General features: G+C 70.9%; 27 protein-coding genes. 23 read left to right on the forward strand and 4 right to left on the reverse strand.

Annotation, left to right across the window (positions count from 1 at the left end; translation table 11 throughout):
* Positions 1 to 26 precede the first annotated feature (26 nt).
* Positions 27 to 452, reverse strand: a complete 426-nt coding sequence (locus D0D37_RS29115; protein WP_116203789.1) for a Rieske (2Fe-2S) protein — start codon at positions 450 to 452, stop codon at positions 27 to 29.
* A 101-nt stretch (positions 453 to 553) separates the two neighbouring features.
* Here D0D37_RS29115 and D0D37_RS29120 point away from each other — a divergent pair, with 101 nt between their 5' ends.
* Positions 554 to 940 carry a hypothetical protein gene (locus tag D0D37_RS29120; protein WP_208720190.1) on the forward strand — a complete coding sequence of 129 codons (387 nt, stop codon included), beginning with the start codon at positions 554 to 556 and terminating at the stop codon, positions 938 to 940.
* Here the strand turns inward: D0D37_RS29120 and D0D37_RS29125 are convergent.
* Positions 928 to 1,344, reverse strand: coding sequence for a pyridoxamine 5'-phosphate oxidase family protein (locus tag D0D37_RS29125; RefSeq protein ID WP_116203790.1), 417 nt, complete (start codon positions 1,342 to 1,344; stop codon positions 928 to 930). The two genes, D0D37_RS29120 and D0D37_RS29125, sit on opposite strands and share 13 nt — an antisense overlap.
* Before the next feature lie 82 nt (positions 1,345 to 1,426).
* On the opposite strand from D0D37_RS29125, the gene D0D37_RS29130 reads away from it, so the two are divergent.
* From D0D37_RS29130 to D0D37_RS29160, 7 genes are all read left to right on the forward strand, one after another.
* Entirely contained in the window at positions 1,427 to 2,377 is a 951-nt protein-coding gene (locus D0D37_RS29130) for an AraC family transcriptional regulator (RefSeq protein WP_116203791.1), read from the forward strand.
* A gap of 106 nt (positions 2,378 to 2,483) precedes the next feature.
* Positions 2,484 to 3,503, forward strand: a complete 1,020-nt coding sequence (locus tag D0D37_RS29135; protein ID WP_116203792.1) for a prepilin peptidase — start codon at positions 2,484 to 2,486, stop codon at positions 3,501 to 3,503.
* Between the two features lie 49 nt (positions 3,504 to 3,552).
* The gene (gene aroC, locus D0D37_RS29140) at positions 3,553 to 4,740 is read left to right on the forward strand and encodes a chorismate synthase (protein ID WP_116203793.1); all 1,188 of its coding nucleotides are present in this window, start codon (positions 3,553 to 3,555) and stop codon (positions 4,738 to 4,740) included.
* Positions 4,737 to 5,276 (forward strand): shikimate kinase, encoded by a 540-nt coding sequence (locus tag D0D37_RS29145; RefSeq protein ID WP_208720191.1) that lies wholly within the window; start codon positions 4,737 to 4,739, stop codon positions 5,274 to 5,276. The genes aroC and D0D37_RS29145 overlap by 4 nt, the downstream gene beginning before the upstream one ends.
* Positions 5,277 to 5,350: 74 nt before the next feature.
* Complete coding sequence (gene aroB / locus D0D37_RS29150; RefSeq protein ID WP_116203794.1) at positions 5,351 to 6,466, forward strand: 3-dehydroquinate synthase; 1,116 nt, start codon at positions 5,351 to 5,353, stop codon at positions 6,464 to 6,466.
* Complete coding sequence (aroQ, locus tag D0D37_RS29155) at positions 6,463 to 6,894, forward strand: type II 3-dehydroquinate dehydratase (RefSeq protein ID WP_116203795.1); 432 nt, start codon at positions 6,463 to 6,465, stop codon at positions 6,892 to 6,894. Before aroB ends, aroQ begins: the two co-directional genes overlap by 4 nt.
* Before the next feature lie 523 nt (positions 6,895 to 7,417).
* Positions 7,418 to 8,857, forward strand: coding sequence for a glycoside hydrolase family protein (locus tag D0D37_RS29160; protein WP_244223716.1), 1,440 nt, complete (start codon positions 7,418 to 7,420; stop codon positions 8,855 to 8,857).
* Here D0D37_RS29160 and D0D37_RS29165 read toward each other — a convergent pair.
* Positions 8,781 to 9,386 carry a B-4DMT family transporter gene (locus D0D37_RS29165; protein ID WP_116203796.1) on the reverse strand — a complete coding sequence of 202 codons (606 nt, stop codon included), beginning with the start codon at positions 9,384 to 9,386 and terminating at the stop codon, positions 8,781 to 8,783. The two genes, D0D37_RS29160 and D0D37_RS29165, sit on opposite strands and share 77 nt — an antisense overlap.
* A gap of 94 nt (positions 9,387 to 9,480) precedes the next feature.
* Between D0D37_RS29165 and D0D37_RS29170 the strand changes: the two genes are divergently transcribed.
* Genes D0D37_RS29170 through nusB form a run of 3 tightly spaced genes read left to right on the forward strand, consistent with a single transcriptional unit; the run spans position 9,481 to position 11,643 of the window.
* Entirely contained in the window at positions 9,481 to 10,578 is a 1,098-nt protein-coding gene (locus D0D37_RS29170; RefSeq protein ID WP_116203797.1) for a M24 family metallopeptidase, read from the forward strand.
* Between the two features lie 43 nt (positions 10,579 to 10,621).
* Complete coding sequence (gene efp, locus D0D37_RS29175; RefSeq protein WP_116203798.1) at positions 10,622 to 11,185, forward strand: elongation factor P; 564 nt, start codon at positions 10,622 to 10,624, stop codon at positions 11,183 to 11,185.
* Positions 11,185 to 11,643, forward strand: coding sequence for a transcription antitermination factor NusB (gene nusB, locus D0D37_RS29180; protein ID WP_116203799.1), 459 nt, complete (start codon positions 11,185 to 11,187; stop codon positions 11,641 to 11,643). Before efp ends, nusB begins: the two co-directional genes overlap by 1 nt.
* A 749-nt stretch (positions 11,644 to 12,392) precedes the next feature.
* Here the strand turns inward: nusB and bldD are convergent.
* Positions 12,393 to 12,881: a transcriptional regulator BldD gene (gene bldD, locus D0D37_RS29185; protein WP_003096372.1), complete on the reverse strand. Its 489-nt coding sequence runs from the start codon at positions 12,879 to 12,881 to the stop codon at positions 12,393 to 12,395.
* Positions 12,882 to 13,141: 260 nt separating this feature from the next.
* Here bldD and pyrR point away from each other — a divergent pair, with 260 nt between their 5' ends.
* The 12 genes from pyrR (at position 13,142) to metK (ending at position 25,669) form a co-directional block, all read left to right on the forward strand.
* The gene (gene pyrR, locus D0D37_RS29190; protein ID WP_116203800.1) at positions 13,142 to 13,738 is read left to right on the forward strand and encodes a bifunctional pyr operon transcriptional regulator/uracil phosphoribosyltransferase PyrR; all 597 of its coding nucleotides are present in this window, start codon (positions 13,142 to 13,144) and stop codon (positions 13,736 to 13,738) included.
* Positions 13,735 to 14,667, forward strand: coding sequence for an aspartate carbamoyltransferase catalytic subunit (locus D0D37_RS29195; protein WP_116203801.1), 933 nt, complete (start codon positions 13,735 to 13,737; stop codon positions 14,665 to 14,667). Before pyrR ends, D0D37_RS29195 begins: the two co-directional genes overlap by 4 nt.
* Positions 14,664 to 15,950 (forward strand): dihydroorotase, encoded by a 1,287-nt coding sequence (locus tag D0D37_RS29200; RefSeq protein WP_116203802.1) that lies wholly within the window; start codon positions 14,664 to 14,666, stop codon positions 15,948 to 15,950. The genes D0D37_RS29195 and D0D37_RS29200 overlap by 4 nt, the downstream gene beginning before the upstream one ends.
* Complete coding sequence (locus tag D0D37_RS29205; RefSeq protein WP_116203803.1) at positions 15,950 to 16,513, forward strand: PH-like domain-containing protein; 564 nt, start codon at positions 15,950 to 15,952, stop codon at positions 16,511 to 16,513. Before D0D37_RS29200 ends, D0D37_RS29205 begins: the two co-directional genes overlap by 1 nt.
* Positions 16,510 to 17,637 carry a glutamine-hydrolyzing carbamoyl-phosphate synthase small subunit gene (carA, locus tag D0D37_RS29210; RefSeq protein ID WP_116203804.1) on the forward strand — a complete coding sequence of 376 codons (1,128 nt, stop codon included), beginning with the start codon at positions 16,510 to 16,512 and terminating at the stop codon, positions 17,635 to 17,637. The genes D0D37_RS29205 and carA overlap by 4 nt, the downstream gene beginning before the upstream one ends.
* Positions 17,637 to 20,954 carry a carbamoyl-phosphate synthase large subunit gene (gene carB, locus D0D37_RS29215; protein ID WP_116203805.1) on the forward strand — a complete coding sequence of 1,106 codons (3,318 nt, stop codon included), beginning with the start codon at positions 17,637 to 17,639 and terminating at the stop codon, positions 20,952 to 20,954. The genes carA and carB overlap by 1 nt, the downstream gene beginning before the upstream one ends.
* Entirely contained in the window at positions 20,951 to 21,793 is an 843-nt protein-coding gene (gene pyrF / locus D0D37_RS29220; protein WP_116203806.1) for an orotidine-5'-phosphate decarboxylase, read from the forward strand. The genes carB and pyrF overlap by 4 nt, the downstream gene beginning before the upstream one ends.
* Before the next feature lie 107 nt (positions 21,794 to 21,900).
* Positions 21,901 to 22,218 (forward strand): integration host factor, actinobacterial type, encoded by a 318-nt coding sequence (gene mihF, locus D0D37_RS29225; RefSeq protein WP_003096398.1) that lies wholly within the window; start codon positions 21,901 to 21,903, stop codon positions 22,216 to 22,218.
* Positions 22,215 to 22,886, forward strand: coding sequence for a guanylate kinase (gmk, locus tag D0D37_RS29230; protein ID WP_116203807.1), 672 nt, complete (start codon positions 22,215 to 22,217; stop codon positions 22,884 to 22,886). The genes mihF and gmk overlap by 4 nt, the downstream gene beginning before the upstream one ends.
* Positions 22,883 to 23,152: a DNA-directed RNA polymerase subunit omega gene (gene rpoZ / locus D0D37_RS29235; protein WP_020658117.1), complete on the forward strand. Its 270-nt coding sequence runs from the start codon at positions 22,883 to 22,885 to the stop codon at positions 23,150 to 23,152. Before gmk ends, rpoZ begins: the two co-directional genes overlap by 4 nt.
* On the forward strand, positions 23,145 to 24,377 hold the full coding sequence (coaBC, locus tag D0D37_RS29240) for a bifunctional phosphopantothenoylcysteine decarboxylase/phosphopantothenate--cysteine ligase CoaBC (protein ID WP_162834523.1): 1,233 nt from the start codon (positions 23,145 to 23,147) through the stop codon (positions 24,375 to 24,377). The genes rpoZ and coaBC overlap by 8 nt, the downstream gene beginning before the upstream one ends.
* Positions 24,378 to 24,466: 89 nt before the next feature.
* Positions 24,467 to 25,669 carry a methionine adenosyltransferase gene (gene metK / locus D0D37_RS29245; protein ID WP_162834524.1) on the forward strand — a complete coding sequence of 401 codons (1,203 nt, stop codon included), beginning with the start codon at positions 24,467 to 24,469 and terminating at the stop codon, positions 25,667 to 25,669.
* Positions 25,670 to 26,213 lie beyond the last annotated feature (544 nt).

Consider the following 26,213-nt stretch of genomic DNA (forward strand, 5'->3'; position numbering starts at 1 on the left):
TGATTGTCCACAAAGGGCACTTCCGGTCATGCGGTGACGACGTCGCCGTTCTCGATCTTCACGGCCACTTTGGACAGCGGCTGGCTCGCCGGCCCCTGCTTCACCGCGCCGGTCAGCGCGTCGAAGACCGAACCGTGGCACGGACAGCTCGCCTGACCGTTCTGCGGCGGGCTCACCGTGCAGCCCTGGTGCGTGCAGACGGCGCTGAAACAGGCGACCGTCCCCGCCGACGGCTGTGCCACGAGCACCTCCTGCCCGTCCGGCGTTTTCGCGGATTTCGCTTGTCCCACCGGCACTTCCGCCAGCGCGATCACCTTCCCGCCCGGCTTCGGCGCGGCCTGTCCGGACCCGCCGTCGCCGCTCCCGCAAGCGGTGAGAGCGACGGCGGCGGTCCCTGCGACGGCCGCCCCGGCGGCGAGCGCGGAGCGGCGGGAGTGAAGTTCGGCAGTCATGCCCTGTGCAACGAATCGGGACGTCCCTGGTTGCCGGTGAACCGCCGCGGTCGCCCGTGCGTGTAGTCCGTATCCGGCATTCCGCACGGAAGGAGACACCCATGTTGACGACCTGGTTGCGAGTGCTGGGCGCGGCGGGCCTGGCCGGCTCGGCGGCGATCCACTTCTACCTGTACTGGGGCAGCGGTTACGCGGACATCCCGGTGGTCGGGCCGCTTTTTCTGGTGAACGGCATCGCCGGCCTGGTGATCGCGGTCGCGTTGCTCGTCTGGCGGCACTGGCTGCCGGCGTTCTTCACGCTGGGCTTCGGCGGGGTGACGCTGCTGGCCTACCTGCTGTCGGTGACGGTGGGCTTCTACGGCGTGCACGACCAGTTCAACAGCCAGTACGAGTACTGGGGCGTGATCGCCGAAGCGGTCTGCGTGATCTGTGGCCTGGCGCTGCTGGTGCGGGCGGTCCGCGTGCGGCGGACGGCTCAGAACGCGTAGCGGTGCACCTTCTCCGGGTGGATGACGACCCGGACCTGGGGGAGGCCCTGCAGGATCTTCAGTCCGGCTTCGCCCTTGGGGGTGTTGAGGCCCCAATACCGGTCAGCGAGCCGGCGGGCCAGGTCGTGCCCGCCGTCAGGCTCGATCGTGACCCGCCCGGCGACCGACACCCAGCGCTCGGTTTCCCCGACCGGCGCCGCGACGACGATCGACGCGCGCGGATCCTCGCGCAATTGGCGGACCTTGGCCGAGTCCGGGGCGGTGAACAGCTGGATCGTGCCCTCGTCGGTGGCCTCGAACCAGACCGGCCGAGGCTGCGGCGGCCGCGGTCCGGCGGCGACGGTCAGGAAGCCGTGCAGGGGGCGGCGGAGGAACTCGAGATCGTGGTCGGTGAGGGTGCTCATGCCTTCGATCTAACCGGTCTCGCTCGGACGATCCCATAGGCGAAAAGCCGGATCGCCTGTCCATTCGTCTAACCTCGGGCCGGTGGACGCGTTCAGTGATTTGATCCGCGGGGTCCGGGCGCACGGCTCGTTGTTCGGCTGCACGGCGCTGTCGGCGCCGTGGTCGCTGCGCTTCGTGGACGGCGCCCCGCTGACCCTGTGCACCCTGCTGAGCGGCGAGGGTTGGGTCGTGCCGGAAGACCATCGGCCGGAGTTGCTGCGCGCCCGGGAGACCATCCTCGTCCGCGGTCCGTTCTCGTTCGTGGACAGCCTGGACACCGCCGCCGCCCCGGTCGAATGCGGAGAGTTCTGCGCCACTCCCGACCAAGGCGGAATGCAGCACCACCTGGGCTGGAACGACCCTTTTTACGGCGAAACCAACCTGATCGTCGGCGCGTACCCCGTCCGGAGCCGCAGCCGGATGTCCGCTTTGCTGGACGCTTTGCCGGTAGTCGTCCGGCCGCCGTCTTCGGCCGCGGAGGACCCGGTGCTGGATCATTTGGCAGCCGAGCTGGCCGTCGACGCGCCGGGTCAGCAGGTCGTCCTGGACCGCTTGCTGGACTGGATGCTGGTCTGCATCCTGCGCGACTGGTTCGACCGTCCCGACGGCTCGCCTCCGCGTTGGTGGGCGGCGCAACGGGATCCGGTGGTGGGCGCTTGTCTGCGCTTGCTGCACGCGGATCCGGCGGCCCCGTGGACGGTGGTCGCGCTGGCCGCCCGGACCGGAGTTTCGCGCTCCACGCTTGCCAAGCGTTTCGCGGACTTGGTGGGGGAGCCGCCGATGACGTACCTGACCCGGTGGCGGATGACCTTGGCCGCGGACCTCCTGGCGGAACAGCCGTCGATGCCGATCACCGAGGTGGCGCGCGCGGTGGGGTATTCGGATGCGTTCGGGTTCAGCGCGGCGTTCAAGCGGGTGCGGGGCGTCAATCCGACTGGGCACCGCCGGGCTTTTCTCGCCGAGGACGGGGTTCTGGCTTCTTCGCGCCGCTGACTTTTCGCCTCCGTCGGGTGAACCTTCCGGCGTGTCGCGCGCGAGGGGTCCCCTCGCACCCCGATCTGTTTGCGCTGGTCCGGGCGTGGGCGACAGGCTTGGTCGCATGGTCCTGACAGCAGTGCTCGCAGCCGGAGCGGTGGTCCCCGTGCTGCTGGTGATGACGAAGAAAGCCGGTGCTCCGGTGTCCGCCGTGATCGGCATGACGGCCGCCGTCGCGGCAGTTGCCGTGGCCGCGACGCGTGCCGACGCTGGCGCGCTCCCGGCTTGGTGGCTGCCGGTCGCGTGGCTGGTTTCGGTGCTCGGCGTACCCCTCGCCTTGGCCGATGCCCGACACCGCCGCCTGCCGGACGTCCTCACCCTGCCCGCTTACCCCGCTGTCGCCCTGACGATCACCCTCGCCACCCTGAGCGGCGGCGGATGGCGGTTGGCCGCTGGAGCCGTCCTGGGGTGTCTGCTGTTCGGCGGTACGCACTTGATCGTCCACCGATTGTCGGCCGGTGGACTCGGCCCTGGAGACGTGAAACTGGCCGGCTCTTTCGGTGCTGTACTGGGCGCGGTCGGCGGACTGGCCCCTGCTGTGGCGGCGGTCCTGGCGGCGATGGTGAGCATGGCGGCCGTGGTGCCGATGTGGCTGATGCGCCGGATCCGCCAATCACGCGAGTCCCGGGCTGCCGCCCGCCCGCCATCCGCTCAACCCGACCCGACCGCAGCCGCCCTCGTCACCGCGAAGCCCCTGCCCGGCATCGATTCGGCTGTCGCATCATCGCTCCGTTCCGAAACTGCGGGAGAACTCCACGAACCCACCCCGAATCAACCCGTCTCCGGGCCCCAGGAGACCAATCCCGCCCAGCCAGCCGACCCGGCCTCCGCGCCAACAGGCACCGCCCCCGTGCCAAGCGGCGTTGCTCTCGTGCTGCCCGGCCCCGCTGCCGCGGCGACAGGGACTGTCCTCGGGTCAACCGGCACCACACTCGTGCCGATGCCCGCAGCCTCCGCGCCGCCGACCGGCACCGCGCACTCCCGAATCCGCGCTGGCCCCCTCCGCGTCCCCTACGGCCCCGGCCTGGTTCTGGCCACCTGGGCGTGTGCGGTCTTCCCAGCCGCTGGAACGGGCATCGTCTGAGGCCAGGGGCTCTGCCAGGCCTCCGGACCGGCCGTGACAGGATTGTCCGGTGCTGCGCTGGATCACCGCTGGAGAATCGCACGGACCCGCCCTCGCCGCTGTGCTCGAGGGGCTGCCTGCCGGGGTGGAGGTGACGACCTCGGACCTTTCCGCGCAGCTCGCGCGGCGCCGGCTCGGGTTCGGCCGCAGCCCGCGGATGGGCTTCGAGACCGACCAGGTCCAGTTCCTCGGCGGGGTCCGGCACGGGGTCAGCCAGGGCGGCCCGATCGCCGTCCAGATCGAGAACGCCGAGTGGCCCAAGTGGGAGAAGGTCATGGCGGCCGATCCGGTCGACGAGGCCGAGCTGGCCGGGCTCGCCCGCAACGAGCCGCTGACCCGGCCCCGCCCGGGGCACGCCGACCTGCCCGGCATGCAGAAGTACGGCTTCGACGAGGCCCGTCCCGTCCTGGAGCGCGCCAGCGCCCGCGAGACGGCCTCGCGGACCGCGCTCGGCACTGTCGCGCGGAACTTCCTGCGGCAGCTGCTCGGGGCCGAGGTGCTGAGCCACGTCGTCTCGATCGGCGGCGCCGACGCGCCCGACGGCCCGCTTCCGCAGCCGGGCGACCTCGCGGCGATCGACGAGAGCCCGGTGCGGGCGTTCTCGGCCGAGGGGACCGAGGCGATGGTCGCCGAGGTCGACGCGGTGCGGAAGGCCGGCGACACCGTCGGCGGCGTGATCGAGGTGATCGTCTACGGGCTGCCGCCGGGCCTCGGCTCGCACGTGCACTGGGACCGGCGTCTCGACGCGCGGCTCGCCGGCGCGCTGATGGGCGTGCAGGCGATGAAGGGCGTCGAGGTCGGCGACGGCTTCACCACCGCCCGCCGCTGGGGCAGCCAGGCGCACGACGAGATCGACCGCGGCGACGGACCGGTCGGCGTCACGCGCCGGTCGAACCGCGCGGGCGGGCTCGAAGGCGGCATCACCAACGGCGAACCGCTGCGGGTGCGCGTCGCGATGAAGCCGATCTCGACCGTGCCCAAGGCACTGTCCACAGTGGACGTCCGGACCGGCGAACCCGCCGTGGCGATCCACCAGCGCTCCGACGTGTGCGCGGTGCCGCGCGCGGGCGTGGTGCTGGAGTCGGTCGTGGCGCTGGTCGTCGCGGACGCGGCGCTGGAGAAGTTCGGCGGCGACTCGCTCGCCGAGACCCGGCGCAACGCGCAGGCGTACCTGAAGGCGCTCGAGGAGCGCTGGTGAGCCCGCGCGCGGTCGTCATCGGACCGCCGGGCTCAGGCAAGAGCACGGTCGGCCCGCTGCTGGCCGCCGCGCTCGGCGTGACGTTCCGCGACACCGACGACGACATCGTCGACCGCGCCGGACGAGCCATCTCGGACATCTTCGCCGACGACGGCGAAGCCGCGTTCCGCGCGATCGAGGAGGAAGCGGTCGCCACCGCACTCGCCGAACACGACGGCGTCCTCTCCCTCGGCGGCGGCGCCCCGCTCACCCCGGGCACCCGGGCGCGGCTTCGGGACCACACGGTGGTTTTCCTGAACGTCGGGCTCGCCGCCGGCGTGCAGCGGACCGGGATGTCCAGCGCGCGCCCGCTGCTCGCCGGGATCAACCCGCGCGCCACCTTCAAAGCCCTGCTCGACCAGCGGCTGCCGGTGTACCGCGAGGTGGCGACCGTCGAGATCGAGACCGACAAGCGCACGCCCGAAGAGGTCGTCGCGGCCGCCGTCGCCGCCCTCGCGCCCGCTCAAGTCCGTGAGGGGAACCCTGAGGGACTCTGAGTCCCTCAGGGTTCCCCTCACGGACCGCACACCCCGCTCCAGGACCACCGGGTCCGGGAGCAGTGAGGAGAACCGTGTCCGCCACCCAGCCCGTCCGGATCCGGGTCGCCACCGCGCAGCCGTACGACGTGCTCGTGGGCCGCGGCCTGCTCGGCGAACTCACCGAGCAGCTCGCCGACGCCTCGAAGATCGCGCTGATCCACCCGCCGACGCTCACCGCCACCGCCGAGGCCGTCCGCGACGAGCTGGCCGCGGCCGGGCTCGACGCGCACCGCGTCGAGATTCCCGACGCGGAGGACGGCAAAGCCTTCTCCGTCGCCAGTTTCTGCTGGGAGGTCCTCGGCCGGATCGGGCTGGACCGGCGCGGCGTGGTCGTCGCGCTCGGCGGCGGGGCGGTCACCGACCTCGCCGGGTTCGTCGCGGGCACCTGGATGCGCGGCGTCCGGCTGGTGAACGTGCCGACGACGCTGCTCGGCATGGTCGACGCGGCCGTCGGCGGGAAGACCGGGATCAACACCGAAGCGGGCAAGAACCTCGTCGGCGTCTTCCACGAGCCGTCCGCCGTCCTGGTCGACCTCGCGACGCTGGAAACCTTGCCGCGCAACGAACTCGTCGCCGGGATGGCCGAGATCGTCAAGACCGGTTTCATCGCCGACCCGCGGATCCTCGAGCTGATCGAGGCCGACCCGGAACAGGCGCTCGACCCGGCGGGCGACGTGCTCGCCGAACTGGTCCGCCGCTCGATCCAGGTGAAGGCCGACGTCGTCGCGGCCGATCTGCGCGAGTCCGACCTGCGCGAAATCCTCAACTACGGCCACACCCTCGGCCACGCCATCGAACGCCGCGAGCGCTACCGCTGGCGCCACGGCGCGGCGGTCAGCGTCGGCCTGGTGTTCGCGGCGGAACTGGCCCGCCTCGCCGGACGCCTCGACGACGCCACGGCCGACCGGCACGCCTCCGTGCTCAAGCTGATCGGCCTGCCGACCTCGTACGACCCGGACGCGCTGGGGCAGCTGCTGGAAACCATGAAGGGCGACAAGAAAACCCGCTCCGGCGTGCTGCGGTTCGTGGTCCTCGACGGGCTCGGCAAACCTGGCAGGCTGGAAGGCCCCGACCCGTCGCTGCTCGCCGCCGCGTACTCGGCGATCGCGGCCGAGGCCCCGCAAAACGGCGGGAGCGTGCTGCTGTGAAGACGTTCGTGTTCAACGGCCCCAACCTCGGCCGCCTGGGCAAACGCGAGCCGGACGTCTACGGCTCCACCACGCACGACGACCTCGCGCGACTGTGCGTCGCCACCGGCCAGGAGCTGGGGCTCGACGTCGAGGTGCGGCAGACCGACCACGAGGGCGAACTGGTCGGCTGGCTGCACGAGGCCGCCGACGCGGGCGCGCCGGTCGTGCTGAACGCGGGCGCGTGGACGCACTACTCGATCGCCGTGCGCGACGCCGCCGCCCAGCTCACCGCGCCGCTCATCGAGCTGCACATCAGCAACGTGCACAAGCGTGAGGAATTCCGGCACCACAGCGTGCTTTCGGACATCGCGACCGGAGTGATCGTCGGCCTCGGGGTGGACGGTTACGGGCTCGCGTTGCGCTGGATCGCTGCCCACCCGTCCTGACCTGGCGGGGAGAAACAAGACTCGCGGCTTGCCGGGCTGCGGCCGGGGTGGTTTCGGCAGTGCAGTGTGTTTTCCGACCTCGCTGACTGGCGTGATCGCCGGTCTCGCCGCGGACAGTCGTGCGGGATCGCCGCGCACCCGTCCCGTCTTGGCGGCGAGGATCGAACCGCTTGGTCCGGCCGCAATGGATGATTTCGGCGGCACAGCGCACTTTCCGACGTCGCGACCAGTGCGACCGGTCCCCGCGCGGGCGGCTGCGCGGGATCGCTGAGCAGTTCACCGTGCGGCATGCCCCGTCCTCGGCCTCAGCGCCGCCGGATCGCGTCGCAGCGAGCAGCGCGAAGCAAGCCCTCGGTAAACCCGCCGGTTGACCGGCCGATGCGTCACGTGGTTCACCCATCCGGTGCCGCTGTCGCTACACTCGGCGATCATGCACCCGTTTCGTCGTGGGGGTCGGCGGCCCGTGCGTCAGCTGCTCTCGCTGCTGATCGCCGGATCCCTCGTTTCCGGGTGCAGTCAGACAATGGCCCAGCCGCAAGCCGAGGGCACCGGCCACGGCGGTATCGCGGGCGGCGCGCCGCAGGCCCCGAAGGATCCGCCTCGGGCGGCGGACGTCGCGCTCACCGTCGGGGCCAGTCGCGCGAGCGGGGGTGTCGTGGCCGCTGGCGCGCAGGACGCGGTCTACAACTACGGCCCCACCGTGATGGTCGAAAACGGCCGTACCCGGGTCTGGTGGTGCAGCCAGTACAGCAGCGCCCCGCCGCCGGGCGACGACATTCTCTACGCCGAGGGCTCCTCGGTCGACGGGCCGTTCACTGGACCGGGTGGCGGTGCGCCGTCCGCGGTGTTGTCCGGCGCGCCCGGCAACTTCGACGGCATGCACACCTGCGACCCGTCGGTGCTGCGCGTCGGCGGCACGTACTTCCTGTACTACACCGGCGCGGCGGGCGACCACGCGCTCGGCAACGCGATCGGCATGGCCACCAGCCCGGACGGCATCCATTGGACCCGTTCGAACGGCGGCAAACCCATTCTCGGCGCGTCCCACGACGTCCACCGCGCCAACGTCTACGGCGCCGGCCAGCCCTCGGTGGTCTTCCTCGACGGCTGGTACTACCTGATGTTCACCGACACCACCGGCCGCGCGGCGGGGTGGAACGGGGCGGGCCAGTTCGTGATCCGGGCGCACGACCCGGCGTTCCGCGAGGGCGTGGAAGCGTTGGGGGAAAAGGGTTTCGAGCCCACCGCGACGACCGCCGCGCCGCGCACCCGGTCGGTGGTCGACGCGTTCAGCGTGGACCTGGAGTGGGTCGGCGCGCTCGACGCCTTCGCCATCGCGCACGAGACCGCCGACGGAACCACGGTCACCTTCTGGGACCGCGATTTCACGATGCAGCCGTACAAACCGGTCGTGATCCCGGGCGCGTGGAAGGAAGGCCCCGGCCTCGTCCGCCGTCCCGACGGGCACGCGCCGACGTCGATCAGCGACCCGTGCGACCTGGTCTCGCTGGACGTCCTGCGCGCTACCGAGATCGGCCCGGCAGGCGCGCCGACCGGGCTGAAGCATTTCGGGCTCGACGTGAAAGGCGCGGGCGGCTGTTCGAGCCCGTCGCGCAGCACCGCGACCTTCGACGGCGTCGCGATGCCGTCCCCGGACCGCATGATCGACCTCTACCGGCGCGGCGAGCGCATCCGGATCGACCGGCGTTCAGTCGCCTCGGTGCTCGCGGGGGAGTTGGTCGACCGGCCGCTGCCGCAGGTGCCGGAGGTGCCGGTGAAGACCCGCCTGCGTTCCGGCGCGACCGTCGTGCACGCGTACGGCCGCGGCTACGGCATGGTGCTCGACGGGCAGCTTTACGGCCTGCCGGACACGACGATCGTTTCGCTCAACGGTTCCGGGGTGCAGGAGATCGACCCGCAACAGTGGGACGGCGCCGCCCGCGGTTTGCCGCTGGGCGGCTGACCGGCGAAGGCTTCGCAGCGGTCCGCGGGGTCGGGCTCGGCGGGAGTTCGAGTTCGCCGGAACGGCTGCCGGTGCCGTCTTCGTCCTCGTCGTCCGGCTCCGGGCCGGCAGAGCCCGCGGAGTCTTCGTCCGCCGCCGGACGCCGGATCCGGCCGCCGACGAACAACCCCAGCCCGGCGGGCACCAGCACGAGCAGAGCGGAGAACGCCGCCCCGCCGGTGAGCGCGGCTCCCAGCTCGGAAACCCCGGTCTGGTCGACGAAAATCGCCCGCCCGATCACGTACAGGATGCCCGAACACACCCCCGCGACCAGCGAGGCGATGAACCACGCGCGCCCTCTGTCGCGCAGGCCGCGCCAGCCGTCGATCGCGCTCCACAGCGCCGCCACGCCGACCAGTACGGCGATGGTGAGCGACGTGAACAGCGTCTGGCCGGTCGGGTGGAACACGGACCACTTGGCGAGCAGCGTCATCGCGGCGGCGTGCACGACCGCCATGACCAGCCCGCGCGTCAACCAGGCACCCAGCATGGACGGAGTGTAGGCGCGCCGAAGTCAACCGCCAGTAGGCCGTCCTCCCGTCGCGCCGGAACAGCGGCCGCGACGTGCTGGTTAAGCTGGTCGCGTGCCGGAAATCCACGCTCGCCGCCGCGCCGCGCTCGCCGCCCTGCTCCACGAGAACGGGGTCGACGCGCTGCTGGTCACCGATCTGCTCAACATCCGCTACCTGACCGGGTTCACCGGGTCGAACGCCGCGCTGCTGCTGCACGCGGGCGGAGACGCGAAGACCCTGTTCTGCACCGACGGGCGCTACACGACCCAGTCGGAGTCCGAGGTGCCGGACCTGGAACGCGTGCTCGACCGCGCCAGCGCCCGCGCGCTCGCGGCACACGCGGGGGGCCGGCTCGCGGACTACGGCCGGACCGGGTTCGAGAGCCAGCACGTGAGCGTCGAGGAGCACGAGAACCTCAAGGTGCCCTTCGACCGGGTCGAGCTGGTCCGCACGCCGGGGCTGACCGAGCAGCTGCGGGTGGTCAAGGACGAGGTCGAGATCGCCGCACTGCGCGCCGCGTGCGCCGCCGCCGACCGCGCGCTGGCCGGGTTGATCGAGGCCGGGGGAGTGCGGCCGGGCCGGACCGAGCTGGAAGTGGCCCGCGACCTGGAGAACCGGATGCTGGAGCACGGTTCGTCCGGGATCTCCTTCGAATCCATCGTCGCCGCCGGGCCGAACTCGGCGATCCCGCACCACCGGCCGACCGGGGCCGAGCTGAGCCGTGGCGACTTCGTGAAGTTCGACTTCGGCGCCACGGTCGACGGCTACCACTCGGACATGACCCGCATGGTCGTCATCGGCGAGCCCGCGGACTGGCAGCGCGAGATCTACGACCTGGTGCACCGCGCGCAGGCGGCGGGTTCCGAGGCGGTCCGCCCGGGCGCTGTGGTGTCCGAAGTGGACGCCGCGGCGCGCTCGGTGATCGCCGACGCGGGGTACGGCGAGCAGTTCGCGCACGGTCTCGGCCACGGCGTCGGGCTGGAAGTGCATGAGGCACCGAGTCTCGCCGCGGCGGGCGTCGGTACACTGTCCGCCGGTATGGCGGTCACCGTCGAGCCCGGCGTGTACCTCGCGGGACGCGGTGGCGTGCGCATCGAGGACACGCTCGTCGTGCGGGACTCCGGACCCGAACTCCTCACCCTGAGCACCAAGGACCTCGTGGCCGTCTGACGGCCGCGGCCGAAGAGATCGAACACAGGAGACCTGAAGACTCGTGGCCACCACCAACGACCTGAAGAACGGACTCGTCCTCAAACTGGACGGCCAGCTGTGGAGCGTCACCGCGTTCCAGCACGTCAAGCCGGGCAAGGGCGGCGCGTTCGTGCGCACCACCCTGAAGCACGTGCTGACCGGCAAGGTCGTCGACAAGACCTTCAACGCGGGCACGAAGGTCGAGACGGCCACGGTGGACCGCCGGAACATGACGTACCTGTACAAGGACGGCGCGGACTTCGTCTTCATGGACGGCGACACCTACGACCAGATCACCGTGCCCGCCGAGACCGTCGGCGAGAACGCGAACTACATGCTCGAGAACACCGAGGTCCAGGTCGCGGTGCACGAGAACGAGCCGCTGTACGTCGAGCTGCCGACCTCGGTCGAGATCCTCGTCCAGCACACCGACCCGGGCCTGCAGGGCGACCGCTCCACCGGCGGCACCAAGCCGGCGACGCTCGAGACCGGCGCGGAGATCCAGGTCCCGCTGTTCCTCTCCACCGGCGAGAAGATCAAGGTCGACACCCGCGACGGCCGTTACCTCGGCCGCGTCTCCAGCTGATGGCGGACAAGCTTCCCCCGCACCCGAACCGCGGCGGCGCGATCAGCAGGCGCCAGGCCCGCCGGCGCGCGGTCGAAATGATGTACGAGGCTGCCCAGCGGTCCGCCGACCCGGTCACGCTGCTGGCCGACCGGGTCGGCGCGGTCGAGGTCGACCCGGTCGCGGACTACACGATCTCCGTCGTGGAGGGCGTCACGGCCCACCGCGAGCGGATCGACGAACTCCTGGCGGAGCACTCGCAGGGCTGGACCCTGGAGCGGATGCCGCCGGTCGACTTGGCAGTCCTGCGCGTCGGCGTCTACGAAATGCTGTGGGCGGCCGACGTCCCCGACGCGGTCGCGATCGACGAAGCGGTCGGCCTCGCGAAGGAACTTTCGACGGACGATTCGCCGCGGTTCATCAACGGCGTGCTCGGCCGCATCGGCACGATCGCCGACCGCCTGCGCGCGATTCTGTAGCCCGGCGGCCCGGTAGTCAGAGGTAACCCGGCTGGGGGAAACGGCCACCTGAATGGCCGCTGCCTGATCGGGTCACCGCCGGGCCGCGGACGGCCGCCGCGAGGGGCGCTCGGGAGAAAATTGATCACCGAGCGAAATCAGAACCGGTCGGCGGGCGCCATTCGCGGCGGACGAGCCCGGCTGGTTCCGCGGCGATCCGGAGAGTTCCGCGCGACGGGCTTCCGGATTCGCTGCGGTGAGTGAGCAAGCACCTCGGCACGGCGGCAGGACCGCGACCAGCTGGGAAATCCGGTGCCGTGCGAGGGGAATCGCAGCCGGGAGCCGCGGAAACCGCGGTGGGGCGCCAATTCCCGCGACGTGCGGGATGAGCAGTCGCAGAGGGCGAGCCAACGCTCGAAGCCGAACTGCAAGCCAGGTCAGGGAATTCGCCCGGAAATCAGAAGTCCGGAGCGGGGGAGCGGCCGGGGCGAGGAAACAGTCCCCGGCGACGCGACCCGGAGCGGAAAACGCGCCGGAACCGGATAACTCCCCTTCTCGGCGCGGCGCCCGCGGGGGAAGTCAGGCGGATTCACCGCACGGCAAACGGAGCACGTCAGCGCGTCGGCGGGCGAGATCGGCCCGGCCGGGCGCCGCGGCGGACGACGAACATTTCGGCGGCTCCGGCCTCACCCGAAGCGCGGCGGGCGTTCCCGGTACCCCGGGTGCGGGAAGCCCGCCGCGTCGTGCACGGCCGCTGCCGCCATCAGTCCTCAGTCCTCTTTGGACGGCCGGGCTTCCGGCGGGAGGACGCCCCAGTCGATGAGCTGCTCGGTGAGCTCGCCGGGGGTCATGTCGTAGATGATGGCGAGCGAGCGCAGGTCCTCGGTGCGGATGGAGAGCACCTTGCCGTTGTAGTCGCCGCGCTGGCTCTGGATGGTGGCCGCGTACCGGGCGAGCGGGCCGACCTTCTCCGCGGGCAGCTGCTGGAGCCGCTCCAGGTTGATCACGATCTTCGTGGCGGGCTCGGCCCCGGACGGGACGCGGCCCTCCGGCAGCAGTTCGACCACCGGGACGCCGTAGAAGTCCGCCAGCTCGGCCAGCTTCTGGACGGTCACCGCCCGGTCGCCGCGCTCGTACGAGCCGACCACGACGGCCTTCCAGCGTCCGCCGGACTTCTGCTCGACCCCGTGCAGGGACAGGCCTTGCTGCTGGCGGATCCCGCGGAGCTTGGCCCCGAGCGCCTTGGCGTAATCGCCCATCTGGTGGTTCTCCGTTTCCTCACCCCGCGCCGGCCGGGAGGACCGGGCCGGGGACTCCTCGAGTCGAATACTCAGAGTAATGGTTACGCATAGTTGTCACCAGGTCAAGCAGAAGGTCGGTCCGTGCAGGTGGCGGCCGTGCGCGTACCACCCGGAAGACTGATTGACCGGCCCTGCTACTGTCGGTGCGGTTTCCGGCAGCAGCCGGTTGCCGACGTCCTTTAAGGACCCGTCCAGAGAGGCGGGGAAGGAGGTCCGCCTTGTCGTCACGTCCGCGTGGCGCGGCGGAGCCGGCGGGAGAGCGCGAGCTGCTGTCCGCCGGCGATGTCGCGCGCACGATCGCGAGGATGGCCCACCAGGTCATCGAGAAGACCGCTCTCGGAGCCGGTCCGCCGGAGCAGTACCCGGTGCTGCTCGGCATCCCCACGCGCGGCACTCCGCTGGCCGCGCGCCTCGCCGGGAAGATCGGCGAGTTCGCCGGGGTCGCGCCGCCGCACGGCGCCCTCGACATCACCCTTTACCGCGACGATCTCCGCCGCCGTCCGCCGCGCGCTCTCGAGCAGACGCAGCTGCCGCCGGGCGGGATCGACAACCGGGTCGTCATCCTCGTCGACGACGTCCTGTTCTCCGGCCGCACCATCCGCGCCGCCCTCGACGCCCTGCGCGACCACGGCCGCCCGCGTGCCGTCCAGCTCGCCGTGCTCGTCGACCGCGGCCACCGCGAGCTGCCGATCCGCGCCGACTACGTCGGCAAGAACGTGCCCACCGCGCGCGCCGAAGGCGTCTCCGTGCTGTTGTCCGAAACCGACGGCCGGGACGCGGTGCTGCTGCGCGCGCCGGAAGGAGAAACCCGGTGAAGCACCTGCTCGCCACCGACGGGCTCGACGCGGACACCGCGACCGCCGTGCTCGACACTGCCGACGAGCTGAAGCACACGCTGCTCGGCCGCGAGGTCAAGAAGCTGCCGACGCTGCGCGGCCGCACCGTGATCACGCTGTTCTACGAAAACTCGACGCGCACCCGGGTGTCGTTCGAGATCGCCGGGAAGTGGATGAGCGCGGACGTGATCAACGTCTCGGCGTCCAGCTCCTCGGTGAACAAGGGCGAATCCCTGCGGGACACCGCGCTCACCCTCGCCGCCGCGGGCGCTGACTGCGTGATCATCCGGCACCCCGCCTCGGGTGCCGCGCACCGGCTGTCCGGCTGGCTGGCCGGGCCGGGCACCGCAGTGGTCAACGCGGGCGACGGCACGCACGAGCACCCGACGCAGGCACTGCTGGACGCGGCGACGTTGCGCGAACGCCTCGGTTCCCTGAAGGACCGGCGGATCGCGATCGTCGGCGACGTCCTGCACAGCCGAGTCGCTCGGTCGAACATCCACCTGCTCAGCACTCTCGGCGCGGAGGTGGTGCTCGTCGCGCCGCCGACGCTGCTGCCGGTCGGCGTGGAGAAGCTGCCGGTCACGGTGTCGCACGATCTCGATGCCGAACTGCCCGCAGTCGACGCGGTGATGATGCTGCGCGTCCAAGCCGAGCGGATGCACGGCGGGTTCTTCCCGTCCGCGCGCGAGTATTCGATCTCCTACGGGCTCTCCGAGCGCCGTCAGTCGCTGCTGCCGGACCACGCCGTGGTGCTGCACCCCGGCCCGATGCTGCGCGGCATGGAGATCTCCTCCGCGGTCGCGGATTCCCCCTCCTCAGCCATTACCGAACAGGTCCGCAACGGCGTGCACGTGCGCATGGCGGTCCTCTACCACCTCCTGGCCAGTGAAGGAGCTGCCGCGTGAGCATCGTGATCAAGGGTGCCCGCCCGTACGGCGAGGGCGAGCCGGTGGACGTCCTGATCGAGGACGGCGTGATCGCCGCCATCGGCGAGGTGAACGTTCCCGAAGGCGCCGAGGTTGTCGATGCCAAGGGGCAGGTGCTGCTGCCCGGGTTCGTCGACCTGCACACGCACTTGCGTGAGCCGGGCCGTGAAGACACCGAGACCATCGACAGCGGTTCCGCCGCGGCTGCGCTGGGCGGCTACACCGCCGTGTTCGCCATGGCCAACACCGATCCGGTCGCCGACAACTCGCTCGTCACCGACCACGTGTGGCGGCGCGGGCAGGAGGTCGGACTGGTCGACGTCCACCCGGTCGGCGCGGTCACCGTCGGACTCAAGGGCGAGAAGCTCGCCGAACTGGGCACGATGGCCAAGGGCACCGCGGCGGTGCGGGTCTTCTCCGACGACGGCGTCTGCGTCGCGGACCCGCTGCTGATGCGCCGCGCGCTGGAGTACTCGACCGCGCTCGACGCGGTGATCGCCCAGCACGCCGAGGAACCGCGGCTCACCGTCGGCGCGCAGGCGCACGAGGGCGAGCAGGCGTCGCGGCTGGGCTACCCGGGCTGGCCGGCGTCGGCGGAAGAGTCGATCGTCGCGCGCGACTGCCTGCTGGCGCTGCACGCGAACGCGCGACTGCACGTCTGCCACGTCTCCACGTCGGGCACGGTCGACGTCCTGCGCTGGGCGAAGGAACGCGGCACGAAGGTGTCGGCCGAGGTCACGCCGCACCACCTGCTGCTGACCGACGACCGGCTGGAGACCTACGACCCGGTCAACAAGGTCAACCCGCCGCTGCGCACCGGCGGCGACGCGGAGAAGCTGCGCGCCGCGCTGGCCGAGGGCGTCGTGGACTGCGTCGCGACCGACCACGCGCCGCACGCCCCGCAGGACAAGGACACCGAGTGGGCCGCGGCCCGGCCCGGCATGCTCGGCCTGCAGACCGCGCTGTCGGTGGTCGTCGAGACGATGGTCAAGACCGGCCTGCTCGACTGGCGCGGCGTCGCCCGCGTGATGAGCGAGCGGCCCGCGGAGGTCGGGAATCTGGCCGGGCACGGCCGTCCGATCGAAGCGGGCGAACCGGCGAACCTCACGCTGGTCGACCCGGACGCCGAATGGACCGTGCGTGGAGCCGAACTGGCCAGCATCGCCGCCAACACCCCGTACGAGGGAATGCGGTTGCCCGGCGTGGTGACGGCGACCCTGCTGCGCGGGCGGATCACCGCGCGCGAGGGGAAGATCTGCTGATGGAGCGGCTGCTGCTGACGCTGGGGATCGTCGCGTTCTTCCTGCTGTGCCTGCTGGGCATGTGGATCGGCTGGCGGCGCAAGGCGCGTTCGCAGAGCGCGCGGATCGCGCCGTTCCCGGAGATCCCGGCCGACCCCGGCGAGTTCCAGCTCGAATCCGTCGGCGTGTGCGTGGGCACCACGACCGCGGGCAACTGGCAGGACCGCGTCGTCACGCGAGGCGCGGGCCCGCGGTCGGGCGCGGTCTGGCGGCTGCACCCGGACGGGGTGGCCGTGGAACGCGGCGGGCTGCCGGACTTCTGGATCCCGCGCGCCTCGATCACCGGAATCCGCCGCGACTCCCGGCTCGCCGGGAAGGTCACCGGCACCGATGTGTTGCTGGTGATCACCTGGCGGCTCGGCGACGTCGAACTGGACACCGGATTCCGCGGCGACGAACTCGACGACTATCCACAATGGATCAACGAACTTTCCCCGGGGCCCGGGGGCAGTGCCCCCGCCGGGGGTTCGGGGGTCCGTCCCCCGAAACACACAGATCACGACATCAAGGGAGGTGCCCAGTGAGCACCGGCACTCGCGGCCCCGCCGCCCTGGTTCTCGAAGACGGCCGGGTGTTCCGCGGCGCGGCGTACGGCGCGCGCGGGCGGTCGCTCGGCGAGGCGGTGTTCTGCACCGGCATGACGGGCTACCAGGAAACGCTGACGGATCCGTCGTACCACCGGCAGATCGTGGTGCAGACCGCGCCGCAGATCGGCAACACGGGCTGGAACGACGAGGACGACGAATCGGCCCGGATCTGGGTTTCCGGTTACGTGGTGCGGGATCCCGCGCGCACGCCGTCGAGCTGGCGGGCGAAGCGCACGCTGGACGACGAACTGGTGCGCCAGGGCGTGGTCGGGATTTCCGAGGTGGACACCCGGACGCTGACGCGGCATCTGCGCGAGCAGGGCGCGATGCGCGCCGGGGTGTTCTCCGGTGACGCGCTGGGCAGCGACGAGCAGATGGTCGCGGAGGTGCTGGCGAGCCCGCCGATGAAGGGCGCGGATCTCGCGGGCGAGGTCTCGACGGACAATCCGTATGTCGTTGCGGCGCAAGGCGAACGGCGGTTCCGGGTCGCGGCGCTGGACTTGGGGATCAAGTCGAACACGCCGCGGCTGATGACGCAGCGGGGCATCGAGGTGCACGTGCTGCCGTCGAGCACGAGCGCGGAGGAGTTGCTGGCGCTGGAGCCGGACGGGGTGTTCCTGTCCAACGGCCCCGGCGACCCGGCGACGACCGCGCACGCGACGGCGTTGACGAAAACGGTTCTGGAGCAGCGGATTCCGTTGTTCGGGATTTGTTTCGGCAACCAGATCCTGGGCCGCGCCTTGGGTTTGGGCACGTACAAGATGCGCTACGGGCACCGGGGGATCAACATTCCGGTGATCGACGTGGCGACCGGGCGGGTCGCGATCACCGCGCAGAACCACGGTTTCGCCTTGGAGGGCGAGCCGGGTCAGCGGTTCGATTCCCCTTACGGGGCCGCGCAGATCAGTCACTACTGCCCGAACGACGACACGGTCGAGGGCGTGCGCGCGTTCGATGTTCCGGCGTTTTCGGTGCAGTACCACCCCGAAGCGGCTGCGGGTCCGCACGATGCCGCGCCGCTGTTCGATGAATTCGTTGAGTTGATGGAGAAGAAGGCCTGATGCCGAAGAGGACGGACATCCAGCACGTGCTGGTGATCGGCTCCGGGCCGATCGTGATCGGGCAGGCGGCCGAGTTCGACTACTCGGGCACGCAGGCCTGCCGGGTGCTGCGGGCCGAGGGTCTGCGCGTGTCCCTGGTGAACTCGAACCCGGCGACGATCATGACGGATCCGGAGTTCGCGGACGCGACCTACATCGAGCCGGTGACGCCGGACTTCGTGGAGAAGGTCATCGCGGCGGAGCGGCCGGACGCGATCCTGGCGACGCTGGGCGGGCAGACGGCGCTGAACTGCGCGGTGGCGCTGCACGAGCGCGGCGTGCTGGAGAAGTACGGCGTGGAGCTGATCGGCGCGGACATCGACGCGATCCAGCGCGGCGAGGACCGGCAGAAGTTCAAGGACATCGTGCGCTCGATCGGCGCCGACGTGCCGCGCAGCCGGGTGTGCCACGACATGGACGAGGTGCGTTCCACGGTCGAGGAACTGGGCCTGCCGGTGGTGATCCGGCCGTCGTTCACGATGGGCGGCCTCGGCTCGGGCATGGCGCACACGCCCGAGGACCTGGAGCGGCTGGCGTCGACGGGGCTCACCGAGTCGCCGGTGACGGAGGTGCTGATCGAGGAGAGCGTGCTCGGCTGGAAGGAGTACGAACTCGAGCTGATGCGCGACAAGCACGACAACGTGGTGGTCGTGTGCTCGATCGAGAACGTGGACGCGATGGGCGTGCACACCGGCGACTCGGTCACCGTGGCGCCGACGATGACGCTGACCGACCGCGAATACCAGGTGATGCGCGACGTCGGGATCGCGGTGCTGCGCGAGGTCGGCGTCGACACCGGGGGCTGCAACATCCAGTTCGCGTTCAATCCCGAGGACGGCCGGATGGTCGTGATCGAGATGAACCCGCGCGTGTCCCGCTCCAGTGCGCTGGCGTCGAAGGCAACCGGTTTCCCGATCGCGAAGATCGCGGCGAAGCTGGCGATCGGCTACACGCTGGACGAGATCCGCAACGACATCACCGGCGAGACCCCGGCGTCGTTCGAGCCCGCGCTGGACTACGTGGTGGTGAAGGTGCCGCGGTTCGCGTTCGAGAAGTTCCCCGGCGCGGACCCGACGCTGACTACGACGATGAAGAGCGTCGGCGAGGCGATGTCGTTCGGCCGCAGTTTCCCCGAGGCGCTCGGGAAGGCGATGCGGTCGATCGAGACGAAGGCGACCGGGTTCTGGACCCTGCCCGACCCCGAGGGCGCGACGGTCGAGTCCGCTTTGGACTCGCTGCGCACGCCGCACGAAGGCCGCCTCTACGAGGTGGAACTGGCACTGCGGCTCGGCGCGACCGTCGAGCAGGTGCACGAGGCGTCCGGGATCGACCCGTGGTTCATCGACCAGATCGCGCTGATCGGCGAGGTCGGCGCGGAGGTCCGCGACGCACCGGTGCTGGACGGCGACCTGCTGCGGCGGGCGAAGCGCACCGGTCTGTCGGACCGCCAGATCGCCGCGCTGCGCCCCGAACTCGCGGGCGAGGACGGCGTGCGGGCGCTGCGGCACCGGCTGGGGGTGCGGCCGGTGTTCAAGACGGTCGACACCTGCGCGGCGGAGTTCGCGGCGAAGACCCCGTACCACTACTCGGCCTACGAGACCGACCCCGCGGCCGTCTCCGAGGTCGCCGCCCAGGGCGACAAGCCCAAGGTGCTGATCCTCGGGTCCGGGCCCAACCGGATCGGGCAGGGCATCGAGTTCGACTACTCCTGCGTGCACGCGGCGATCGCGTTGCGCGAGGCCGGGTTCGAGGCCGTGATGGTCAACTGCAACCCGGAAACCGTGTCGACCGACTACGACACGAGCGACCGGCTGTACTTCGAGCCGCTGTCGTTCGAGGACGTGCTGGAGGTCGTGCACGCCGAGCAGCAGTCCGGCACCGTGGCCGGGGTGATCGTGCAGCTGGGCGGGCAGACCCCGCTCGGGCTCGCGCAGCGCCTCGCCGACGCCGGGGTGCCGGTCGTCGGGACGCCGCCGGAGGCGATCGACCTGGCCGAGGACCGCGGCGCGTTCGGCGAGGTGCTGACCGAGGCCGGGCTGCCCGCGCCGAAGTACGGCACCGCGACGTCGTTCGAGGGCGCGAAGCGGATCGCCGACGACATCGGCTACCCGGTGCTGGTCCGCCCGTCCTACGTGCTGGGCGGGCGCGGCATGGAGATCGTCTACGACGAGGAATCCCTCGCCGGCTACATCCGCCGCGCCACCGAGGTCACCCCCGAGCACCCGGTGCTGGTGGACCGGTTCCTCGACGACGCGATCGAGATCGACGTCGACGCCCTGTTCGACGGCGAGGACCTCTATCTCGGCGGCGTCATGGAGCACATCGAGGAGGCCGGGATCCACTCCGGCGACTCCTCCTGCGCGCTGCCGCCGATCACCCTCGGCGCGCAGGACCTCGACGCGGTCCGCCGCTCCACCGAGGCCATCGCGCGCGGCGTCGGCGTCCGCGGCCTGCTCAACGTGCAGTACGCGCTCAAGGACGACGTGCTCTACGTCCTGGAAGCCAACCCGCGCGCCTCGCGCACCGTCCCGTTCGTCTCCAAGGCCACCGCCGTCCCGCTGGCGAAGGCCGCGGCGCTGGTGATGACCGGCTCGACGATCAAGGACCTGCGCGCCAGCGGCGTCCTGCCCGCCGAGGGCGACGGCGGCCGCATGCCCGCCGACTCCCCGGTCGCGGTCAAGGAAGCCGTGCTGCCGTTCCACCGGTTCCGCACGCCGGAAGGACACGGCGTCGACTCCCTGCTCGGCCCGGAAATGAAATCCACCGGCGAGGTCATGGGCGTCGACACCTCGTTCGGGAAAGCATTCGCGAAATCCCAAAGCGGCGCCTACGGATCCCTTCCCACCTCGGGCCGGGTATTCGTCTCCGTCGCCAACCGCGACAAGCGTTCGCTCGTCTTCCCGGTGAAGCGGCTGGCCGACCTCGGCTTCGAAATCCTCGCCACCTCCGGCACCGCAGAAGTGTTGCGGCGCAACGGAGTCGCCTGTTCGGTCGTGCGCAAGCACTCCGAACCGGACCCGGGCACCGGCGAACCGAACATCGTCGACGTGATCCTCGCCGGCGAGGTCAACATGGTGATCAACACGCCGTACGGAAACAGCGGACCCCGCGTGGACGGTTACGAAATCCGCACCGCCGCGGTGTCGCGCGACATTCCGTGCGTCACCACGGTCCAGGGCGCCGCGGCGGCCGTGCACGGCATCGAAGCGCTTATCCGGGGCGACATCGGCGTGCGCAGCCTGCAGGACCTCCAGGCGGCCTTGAAGGCGACGTCGTGACCGCGCGGTTCGGAGCCCGGCTGGCCGAAGCGGTGGCCGCGCGAGGGCCGCTGTGCGCCGGGATCGACCCGCATCCGGGCCTGATCGAGGCGTGGGGCCTGCCGATCGACGCGAGCGGGCTCGAACGCTTCGCGCTCAGCGCCGCGGAGGCGCTGGGCGAGGTGGCGGCGATCGTGAAGCCGCAGTCGGCGTTCTTCGAGGCGTTCGGGTCCGCCGGAGTGGCGGTGCTCGAACGCGTCGTAGACGTCGCCCACGACGCCGGAGCGCTCGTCCTGCTGGACGTGAAGCGCGGCGACATCGGTTCCACCATGGCGGCCTATACGGCGGCGTACGTGGCCGAAAAGGCGGCTTTCACCGCCGATGCGGCCACGGTGTCGCCGTACCTCGGCTTCGGCGCGCTCGACGCGGCTGTCGTGGCGGCGCGCGAAGCGGGCAACGGGCTCTTCGTCCTCGCGCGCACGTCCAACCCGGAAGCGAACGCGTTGCAGCGCGCGCGGCTCGAAGACGGCCGTACGGTCGCTCAGAGCGTCGTGGACGCTGCTGCGGACCACAACGCGGGTGCTGAGCCGTACGGCGACGTCGGCGTGGTCGTAGGGGCCACTGTGGCTCCTGGGGAAGTCGACCTGAGCCGGCTCAACGGACCGGTGCTCGCGCCCGGTTTCGGGGCGCAGGGGGCAACCGAGGCGGATTTGCGGGCAGTGTTCGGGGAGGGCGTGCCGGGCCTGCTCCCGGCCTCCTCGCGCGATCTGCTGCGGCACGGCCCGGACACGGACGCGTTACGCCGTGCGGCCCAAGAGGTGAACGGCCGGTTGGCGGGACCGCGCGGAAAAGGCCAATAGCAGGCCCCGGAATCGCGCTCCACCAGCCACCCCCGCATTGTGGCCCCTGCTCAGGGGTGGGTACCGTCGCGTCACCCACCCAGATGTGAGAACTACCGGAGGAAAACGTGGCACTTCCCCAGCTGACAGAGGAACAGCGTGCTGCGGCGCTGGAGAAGGCCGCCGCCGCCCGCCGCATCCGTGCTGAGCTGAAGGAGCGGCTGAAGCGGGGCGGTACCACTCTGGTCGACGTGCTGAAGCAGGCCGAGGAGAACGAAGTCCTCGGCAAGATGAAGGTTTCGGCCTTGCTCGAGGCGCTCCCCGGCGTCGGCAAGGTGCGCGCCCAGCAGACGATGGAACGACTGGAGATCGCCCCCAGCCGCAGGCTCCGCGGGCTCGGCGACCGGCAGCGCAAGGCGCTGCTGGCCGAGTTCAGCGGCGAGTGAGCGGCGTCGGTCAGGACTACCCGGTGACCCGGGGCGCCGACCGCGGCAGTGAGCCGGTGGCAGGAGACATCTCCCGCCCCCGGCTCACGGTCGTCTCCGGCCCTTCCGGAGTCGGGAAGTCGAGTGTGGTGGGACAGCTGCGCCTGCTCGAGCCGAACCTGTACTTCAGCGTTTCGGTGACGACGCGGGCGCCGCGGCCGGGCGAGGTCGACGGAAACCATTACCACTTCGTGGATTCCGCCGAATTCGACCGGATGGTGGCCGGGAACCGGCTGCTGGAATGGGCCGAGTTCGCGGGCAACCGGTACGGGACGCCGCGCGAGCCGGTCGAGAAGGCTTTGGCCGACGGCCGTCCGGCGGTCCTGGAGATCGAACTGCAGGGCGCCCGGCAGGTCCGGGCCGCGATGCCGGAGGCGCGGCTGGTCATGCTGATGCCGCCGTCCTGGGAAGAACTGGTCGGGCGGCTCACCGGCAGGGGCACCGAGACCGAGGCCGCCGTGGCCGCCCGGCTGGCGGAGGCGGAACGCGAACTGGCCGCGGCCGGGGAGTTCGACGAACGGGTCGTGAACGCCGACGTCGAGGTCGCCGCGCGGCGGTTGCTAGACTTGATTACCGGCGGTGGCGATTCTGCCGCCGCTCGATGTGACGATACGGAGCACCCCGAGTGACTGTGCAACAGGCGACGCTGGAAGAGCTCGAAGGCATCACCAACCCGCCGATCGACGACCTGCTCGAGAAGGTCTCCTCGAAGTACGCGCTGGTGATCTACTCGGCCAAGCGGGCCCGGCAGATCAACGACTACTACGCGCAGCTGGGCGAGGGCCTGCTGGAGTACGTCGGCCCGCTGGTCGAGCCGGGCCCCCGCGAGAAGCCGCTGTCGATCGCGCTGCGCGAGATCCACGGCGGGCTGCTCGAGCACACCGAGGGTGAATGACGCCAGGCCCAGGGTCGTCCTGGGCGTGGGCGGCGGCATCGCCGCCTACAAGGCGTGCGAGGTCCTGCGGGGCCTCACCGAATCCGGGCACGACGTCCGCGTCGTGCCCACCGAGGCCGCGCTGAACTTCGTCGGCGCGGCGACCTTCGAGGCACTGTCCGGGAACCCGGTGCACACCGGGGTCTTCACCGAGGTTCCGCAGGTGCAGCACGTGCGGGTCGGCAAAGAGGCCGACCTCGTGCTGGTCGTCCCGGCGACCGCGAACCTGCTGGCCAAGGCCGCGCACGGGCTCGCCGACGACCTTCTGACGAACACCCTGCTCACCGCCCGGTGCCCGGTCGCCTTCTTCCCGGCGATGCACACCGAGATGTGGGAGCACCCGGCCACCCGCGACAACGTGGCGCTGCTGCGCTCGCGCGGCATGGTCGTCACCGAACCCGCGGCGGGCAGGCTCACGGGTGTCGACACCGGCAAGGGACGGCTCGCCGACCCGGCCGAGATCGTCGACCTGGCCCGTTTGCTGCTCGCCGAACCGCGCGCGCTGCCGCGAGACCTCGAAGGCCTCCGCGTGGTCATCTCCGCGGGCGGCACCCGCGAACCGCTCGACCCGGTCCGTTTTCTTGGCAACCGCTCGTCCGGCAAGCAGGGGTTCGCCCTCGCCCGGGTCGCCGCGCAGCGCGGTGCCGAGGTCACGCTGGTCGCCGGGCACACCGACGAACTTCCGTCCCCGGCGGGCGCGACGCTGCACCGCGTGTCCACCGCCGAGGAAATGCGCAAAGCGGTGCACGCCGCCGCGGCGGACGCGGATGTCGTCGTGATGGCCGCCGCGGTCGCGGATTTCCGGCCCGCCACGCTGGCCGACCACAAGATCAAGAAGTCCGACGACAGCCCGGACCCGGTCATCACGCTCGACCGCAACGCCGACATCCTCGCCGAACTGGTGCAAGGACGGAGTTCCGGACAGATCGTGGTGGGCTTCGCCGCGGAAACCGGCGACGAGAACGGCAGTGTGCTCGACCACGCCCGCGCCAAGCTTCGCCGCAAGGGCGCGGATCTGCTCGTGGTCAACGCGGTCGGCGACGGCAAGGCGTTCGGCACCGAGGACAATTCGGGCTGGCTGCTCGCTTCGGACGGCGCCGAGCAGGTCATCGCGCAGGGAGCCAAGGCGCGGCTGGCGGCCACATTGTGGGATGCCGTAACAGCGTTGATCCAGCGTCGACTCTAGCTACAGGCCCGCTGGGTAGGGTGGGTCTTGCCAGGAGCGCCTGAAATCCGGTGGGGCGCCATCGCTTGACCGAGGGAAGTGACGAGGTCGTGTCTGCGTCCACGAAAAGGCTGTTCACGTCGGAATCCGTGACCGAGGGCCACCCCGACAAGATCTGTGACGCGATCAGCGACTCGATCCTCGACGGCCTGCTGAGCAAGGACCCGCGCAGCCGGGTCGCCGTCGAGACCCTGATCACGACGGGCCAGGTGCACGTCGCGGGCGAGGTGACGACCGAGGCGTACGCGGACATCCCCACCATCGTGCGGGACGTCATCCTGCGCATCGGCTACGACTCGTCGGCCAAGGGCTTCGACGGCAACTCCTGCGGCGTGAACGTGGCGATCGGGTCGCAGTCGCCCGACATCGCCCAGGGCGTCGACACCGCGTACGAGTCGCGCGTGGAATCGGACGAGGACGAGATCAACCGACAGGGCGCGGGCGACCAGGGCCTGATGTTCGGCTACGCCTGCTCGGACACGCCCGAGCTGATGCCGCTGCCGATCGCGCTGTCGCACCGCCTGTCGCGGCGGCTGACCGCGGTCCGCAAGGACGGCGTGCTGCCGTACCTGCGCCCGGACGGCAAGACCCAGGTCACCATCGAGTACGCGGGCGAACAGCCGGTGCGGCTCGACACCGTCGTGGTGTCCACCCAGCACGCGGACGGGATCGACCTGGAGCAGATGCTCGGGGTCGACGTGCGCAAGCACGTGGTGGAGCCGGAACTGGCCGAACTGGGCCTCGACACCGACGGCACCCGCCTCCTGGTGAACCCCACCGGCCGCTTCGTCATCGGCGGCCCGATGGGCGACGCCGGCCTCACCGGACGCAAGATCATCGTCGACACCTACGGCGGCATGGCCCGCCACGGCGGCGGCGCGTTCTCCGGCAAGGACCCGTCCAAGGTGGACCGTTCGGCCGCGTACGCGATGCGCTGGGTGGCCAAGAACGTCGTCGCGGCCGGGCTCGCCGGACGGGTCGAGGTGCAGGTGGCGTACGCGATCGGCAAGGCCGCTCCGGTGGGCCTGTTCGTCGAGACGTTCGGCACCGAGACGGTCGACCCGACCAAGATCCAGTCGGCCATCAGCGAGGTTTTCGACCTGCGCCCCGCCGCGATCATCCGCGACCTGGACCTGCTGCGCCCGATCTACGCCCCGACCGCGGCGTACGGCCACTTCGGCCGCCCGGACCTGAACCTGCCCTGGGAAAGCACCGCCCGCGCGGACGCCCTGCGCTCGCTGGCAGGCGCCTGACCCGCTTTAGGTCCGTGAAGGGCTCCTTGAGGGAATCTCATTCCCTCAAGGAGCCCTTCACGGCTTTCGGGCGCGGGTTAGGTCCGTGAGGGGAACCTTCACGGACTCTGAGTCCCTCAGGGTTCCCCTCACGGACCTAACCCGCCGCCGACGCACCCAACGATCGAGGCAGCCAGCCCCCGCCCTGCACCCCGATACGAAGCCTCCCTGCGGTTCGGGGGTGGTTGTCAAGGCATCTTTCCCGCCTTGACAACCACCCTCGAACCGTCAGCACAATCAAGCTTCGGGGTGCCCCGCCGCACTCCCCGAAGGGGGAACCTTCCCGATGCTCGACGACAGGACTGTCGGACCAGTCTGGTAGAGATCTTCAGGTGACCAGCTCCGAATCCACCCCCCTATGGGATCTCCCGGAGCCTCCGCGCTCCACCCCGGAGCCGAAGGCCACCCCGGCGAAGAAGCCCGGCAAACCCGCCCGATCCCGCAAAGGCCAGCAAACCCCCGCCCCGGAACTCCCCGCCGCGACGACTGCCCCTTATACCCATCT

Origin of the sequence: Amycolatopsis circi, from assembly GCF_003385235.1 — a bacterium.
In the GTDB taxonomy this organism is placed as follows: Bacteria; Actinomycetota; Actinomycetes; order Mycobacteriales; family Pseudonocardiaceae; genus Amycolatopsis; species Amycolatopsis circi.

Coding starts and splice junctions, on each gene's coding strand:
- D0D37_RS29115 (WP_116203789.1), bottom strand. CDS start 452: ATGACTGCCGAACTTCACTCCCGCCGCTCCGCGCTCGCCGCCGGGGCG.
- bldD (WP_003096372.1), bottom strand. CDS start 12,881: ATGGGCGATTACGCCAAGGCGCTCGGGGCCAAGCTCCGCGGGATCCGC.
- carB (WP_116203805.1), top strand. CDS start 17,637: ATGCCGAAGAGGACGGACATCCAGCACGTGCTGGTGATCGGCTCCGGG.
- nusB (WP_116203799.1), top strand. CDS start 11,185: ATGGCGGACAAGCTTCCCCCGCACCCGAACCGCGGCGGCGCGATCAGC.
- D0D37_RS29135 (WP_116203792.1), top strand. CDS start 2,484: ATGGTCCTGACAGCAGTGCTCGCAGCCGGAGCGGTGGTCCCCGTGCTG.
- D0D37_RS29165 (WP_116203796.1), bottom strand. CDS start 9,386: ATGCTGGGTGCCTGGTTGACGCGCGGGCTGGTCATGGCGGTCGTGCAC.
- D0D37_RS29160 (WP_244223716.1), top strand. CDS start 7,418: ATGGCCCAGCCGCAAGCCGAGGGCACCGGCCACGGCGGTATCGCGGGC.
- D0D37_RS29120 (WP_208720190.1), top strand. CDS start 554: ATGTTGACGACCTGGTTGCGAGTGCTGGGCGCGGCGGGCCTGGCCGGC.
- D0D37_RS29125 (WP_116203790.1), bottom strand. CDS start 1,344: ATGAGCACCCTCACCGACCACGATCTCGAGTTCCTCCGCCGCCCCCTG.
- D0D37_RS29205 (WP_116203803.1), top strand. CDS start 15,950: ATGGAGCGGCTGCTGCTGACGCTGGGGATCGTCGCGTTCTTCCTGCTG.